At 72.8% G+C, this 3,822-nt stretch carries 5 protein-coding genes; 4 read left to right on the top strand and 1 reads right to left on the bottom strand.

Features of this window, described 5'->3' with window-relative positions; genetic code table 11:
* Positions 1 to 37: 37 nt before the first annotated feature.
* Positions 38 to 358, bottom strand: a complete 321-nt coding sequence (locus H5J29_RS24465) for a hypothetical protein (protein WP_312858383.1) — start codon at positions 356 to 358, stop codon at positions 38 to 40.
* A gap of 421 nt (positions 359 to 779) precedes the next feature.
* On the opposite strand from H5J29_RS24465, the gene H5J29_RS24460 reads away from it, so the two are divergent.
* From H5J29_RS24460 to H5J29_RS34420, 4 genes are all read left to right on the top strand, one after another.
* Positions 780 to 1,565, top strand: coding sequence for an electron transfer flavoprotein subunit beta/FixA family protein (locus H5J29_RS24460; RefSeq protein ID WP_181783380.1), 786 nt, complete (start codon positions 780 to 782; stop codon positions 1,563 to 1,565).
* A gap of 34 nt (positions 1,566 to 1,599) precedes the next feature.
* Positions 1,600 to 2,547 (top strand): electron transfer flavoprotein subunit alpha/FixB family protein, encoded by a 948-nt coding sequence (locus tag H5J29_RS24455; protein ID WP_181783379.1) that lies wholly within the window; start codon positions 1,600 to 1,602, stop codon positions 2,545 to 2,547.
* 132 nt (positions 2,548 to 2,679) lie between these two features.
* Entirely contained in the window at positions 2,680 to 3,435 is a 756-nt protein-coding gene (locus H5J29_RS24450) for a GNAT family N-acetyltransferase (RefSeq protein WP_181783378.1), read from the top strand.
* Positions 3,432 to 3,822, top strand: a 391-nt coding sequence (locus H5J29_RS34420) for a hypothetical protein (protein ID WP_220187868.1), incomplete at its 3' end; no start/stop codon positions are given. The genes H5J29_RS24450 and H5J29_RS34420, both read left to right, overlap by 4 nt.

The raw sequence follows: 3,822 nt of genomic DNA, 5'->3' as shown, positions 1-3,822 counted from the left end.
CAGGGGCGGGGTCATCGGGCAGGGTCGGGGGGCCCGGTCATGCCGTGCGGGGGTCCGGGCCGGGTTCGCCGGACACGGTGACCACCCCACCCACGGCGTCGGTCAGCCAGGCCAGCAGGGTGTGGTCGTCGAGCGTGAGCGGGACCTCGGGGCCCGCCCAGCCGAGCCGGGTGACGGGCCGGTGGGCGAGCGCGTCCTTCAGCAGGATCGCGAGCCCGTCGGTGCACAGCACGGTGACCCCCGCGTGGGTGACCTCACGCACTCCCGGCTCGCTCTCGACGGCCAGGTCCGGGCCCGTGCGCACCACGTACCCCTGGCCCGTCCGGTCGTCGTAGCCCGTCACCAGCACCGTGCGCACACCCCCTCCGCGCGGCCGCGTCGCGACCGGCACGGGGACCCTAGTGGGCGGGCGGTGACCACGGGGGGTGGTCGCGCGGCGGTTCACGTCACGCCGGGCGAACGTCGCAGGTGAGGGCCCTGGTGAGCAGGCTCACCCCGGGTGCCGTTTGCTGTTCGGATACCGAACGGTAACAATCGGTACCCGAGTCAGACGGCCGCACACGGCCTCGACGACCCCGCGCCACCGGGGCCTTCGCGGGCGGTGTCCAGCCGGTCGGACGAGGTCCGGGCAGCGACGTGCCGGCCGCGGGGGGATGCGAGTCACCCACCCGCGAGAGCGGGGCGCGCCGCGTCGGGATCGGCGATAGGTTCGCACGTGGGAGCACACGTTGCGCCGGCCGGGGACGGCGGCGCACTGGGCAGGAGGTCGAAGAGGTCCGATGAACATCGTCGTGCTGGTCAAGCAGGTGCCCGACACCTACTCCGAGCGGAAACTGTCCTCGGGGGACCACACCCTGGACCGGGACGCCACGGACGCGGTGCTGGATGAGATCGACGAGCGTGCGGTGGAGTCCGCGCTGCAGCTCAAGGAGGCGAACGACGGGTCCGAGGTGACCGTCGTCGCGATGGGCCCGGACCGCGCCACGGACGCGATCCGCAAGGCCCTGTCGATGGGTGCGGACAAGGCCGTGCACCTGTCCGACGAGGCGCTGCACGGCTCGTGCGCGGTCCAGACCACCAAGGCGCTGGCCAAGGTGATCGGCACCCTGGACTCGGTGGACCTGATCCTGGCCGGGAACGAGGCGTCGGACGGCCGGATCGGTGCGGTCCCGGCGATGCTGGCCGAGGTGCTGGACCTGCCGTCGCTGACCCACGCCCGTGAGCTCACGGTCGACGGGTCCACGGTCACCGTGCGTCGGGAGACCGACGACGGCGTCACGATCCTGACCACCGAGCTGCCCGCCGTGGTGTCGGTGAACGAGAAGATCAACGAGCCGCGGTACCCGTCGTTCAAGGGGATCATGGCGGCCAAGAAGAAGCCGGTCACCACGCTGACCCTGGCCGACGCCGGGATCGACGCCTCCGAGGTCGGCCTCGCGAGCGCCACCTCGACGGTCACGTCCTCGCAGCCGAAGCCGCCGAAGTCCGGTGGCGAGAAGGTCGAGGACGAGGGCGACGGCGGTCAGAAGATCGCGGCGTTCCTGGTCGCGCAGAAGCTCGTCTGAGACACCCCGAGAGCAACGAGGAGAACGGAAGATCATGGCTGAGGTCCTGGTCCTCGTCGACCATCTCGACGGGGAGATCAAGAAGAGCACGTTCGAGCTGCTGACCGCCGCCCGCGCGCTGGGCGAGCCGTCCGCGGTCGTCGTGGGCCCGGCGGGCACCGCCGGGAAGCTGTCCGAGGGGCTCAAGTCCTACGGTGCGGCGAAGGTGTACGTCGCGGAGACCGACTCGTCGGACTTCCTGACCCCGCAGGTGTCGGTGCTGGCGTCGCTGGTCGAGTCGAAGGACCCGGCCGCGGTGCTGATCGGCGTCTCGGCGGACGGCAAGGAGATCGCGGGCCGGTTGGCGATCAAGACCGGTTCCGCACTGCTGGGCGACGTCGTCGCCGTCTCGCCCGAGGGCGGGACGCACTCGGTGTTCGGTGGGGCGTTCATCGCCGAGGCGAAGGCCAACACCGCGCACCCGGTGTTCACGCTGCGCCCGGGTTCGATCGAGGTCGAGCAGGCCGACGGTGCGGCCGCGGAGGAGACCGTCGAGGTCCCCGCCGCGTCCGGTCGTTCCGCCACCGTGCAGTCCCGTGAGCCGGTCACCGTGGGCGACCGTCCGGAGCTGACCGAGGCGTCGGTGATCGTGTCCGGTGGCCGCGGCGTCGGCTCGGCGGACCAGTTCACCGTCGTCGAGGGTCTGGCGGACTCGCTCGGTGCCGCCGTGGGCGCGTCGCGTGCCGCGGTCGACTCGGGCTTCTACCCGCACCAGTTCCAGGTCGGGCAGACCGGCAAGACCGTGTCGCCGCAGCTGTACATCGCCCTGGGCATCTCCGGTGCCATCCAGCACCGGGCGGGCATGCAGACGTCGAAGACGATCATCGCGGTGAACAAGGACGCCGAGGCGCCGATCTTCGAGATCGCCGACTTCGGTGTGGTGGGCGATCTGTTCAAGGTCGCGCCGCAGCTCCAGGAGGAGATCACCAAGCGCAAGAGCTGACCCGCGCGCACGACCGGCCCCACCCCTCGCGACGGGGGGTGGGGCCGTCGTCGTTCTCGGGTTCATCTCGGTTTCACACCGGGGACGCCGCGGGGGACTGCGCCGTTCGGGTGAGGTCGGTACCAACCTCGCGTGACCTCTTCACAGGTGCTCGTCACCACGCCCGAGCAGGCGGCCACCCGCTACTCGCTGCTGCTGACCACCGACTCCGCGGACGTCGAGGCCGCCCAGCGGCTCCGCCACCGGGTGTTCGCCGACGAGCTCGGCGCCCGGCTCGACACCCTCCGGCCGGGGCTCGACGCCGACCGCTTCGACGAGTTCTGCGACCACCTCGTGGTCCGCGAGGACGCGACCGGGGAGGTCGTCGGGACCTACCGGATGCTGCCGCCGCAGCGCGCTCGGGCGGCGGGGGCGCTGTACTCCGACGGCGAGTTCGCGCTCGACGCGCTGGACCCGATCCGGCCCTCGCTGGTCGAGACCGGCCGGTCCTGCGTGCACCCGGACCACCGGGCGGGTGCGGTCGTCGGGCTGGTGTGGGCCGGGATCGCGCGGTACATGCTGCTGACCGGGAACCAGTGGCTGGCGGGCTGTGCGAGCGTGCCGCTGGCCGACGGCGGCGCACAGGCCGCAGGTGTCCGGGAGACCGTGTTCGCGCGCCACCTCGCCCCGGCCGCGTACCGCGTGGCACCGCATCGCCCGTGGGTCCCGGACACCCCGCACCGCCGGACGGTGCTGCCGCCGCTGCTGCGGGGGTACGTGCGGCTGGGGGCGTGGGTGTGCGGCGAGCCCGCGCACGACCCGGACTTCGACTGCGCGGACTTCTTCGTGCTCCTGGGCCTGGACCACATCGACCAGCGCTACCTGAAGTTCTTCCTGGGCGAGCGGTGAGTGCCCCCGAGCGGCGGCTCGCGCAGGTGCTCGCCGAGTCGCTGCGCCGCGGCCCGCGGGCGCGTGCGGTGGTGGCGGAGGTGGTGGCGGAGCGGGCCGGGGAAGGGGTCGGGGAACGGGCCGGGGAAGGGGTCGAGGTGGGGTCCGTGGAGACCTTTGCTCTGCCCGCCGGGGTGCGGGTAGAGGGCTTCGAGTCGGGCTCGACGCCAGGGCCGGGCCCGGGCCCGGGGTCGCCCGCAGGGGTGCGGGCAGAGCAAAGGGTCGTGGTGGGTGGCTCGGCCCCGCCCGCAGCGGTGCGGGCAGAGCAAAGGTCGCTCGAGACCCCACTCCCGACCTCCGCCCACCCCACCCACCCCGGCGTCCCGCCCTTCGCCGACCGTGCGGACT

The organism is Pseudonocardia pini (genome assembly GCF_013870575.1).
GTDB lineage: Bacteria > Actinomycetota > Actinomycetes > Mycobacteriales > Pseudonocardiaceae > Pseudonocardia > Pseudonocardia pini.
This window is presented reverse-complemented; position numbering and strand designations above follow the sequence as displayed.

Bases quoted from the DNA above. Each gene is read 5' to 3' on its own strand.
- H5J29_RS24460 (WP_181783380.1), top strand. From the start codon at position 780: ATGAACATCGTCGTGCTGGTCAAGCAGGTGCCCGACACCTACTCCGAG.
- H5J29_RS24455 (WP_181783379.1), top strand. From the start codon at position 1,600: ATGGCTGAGGTCCTGGTCCTCGTCGACCATCTCGACGGGGAGATCAAG.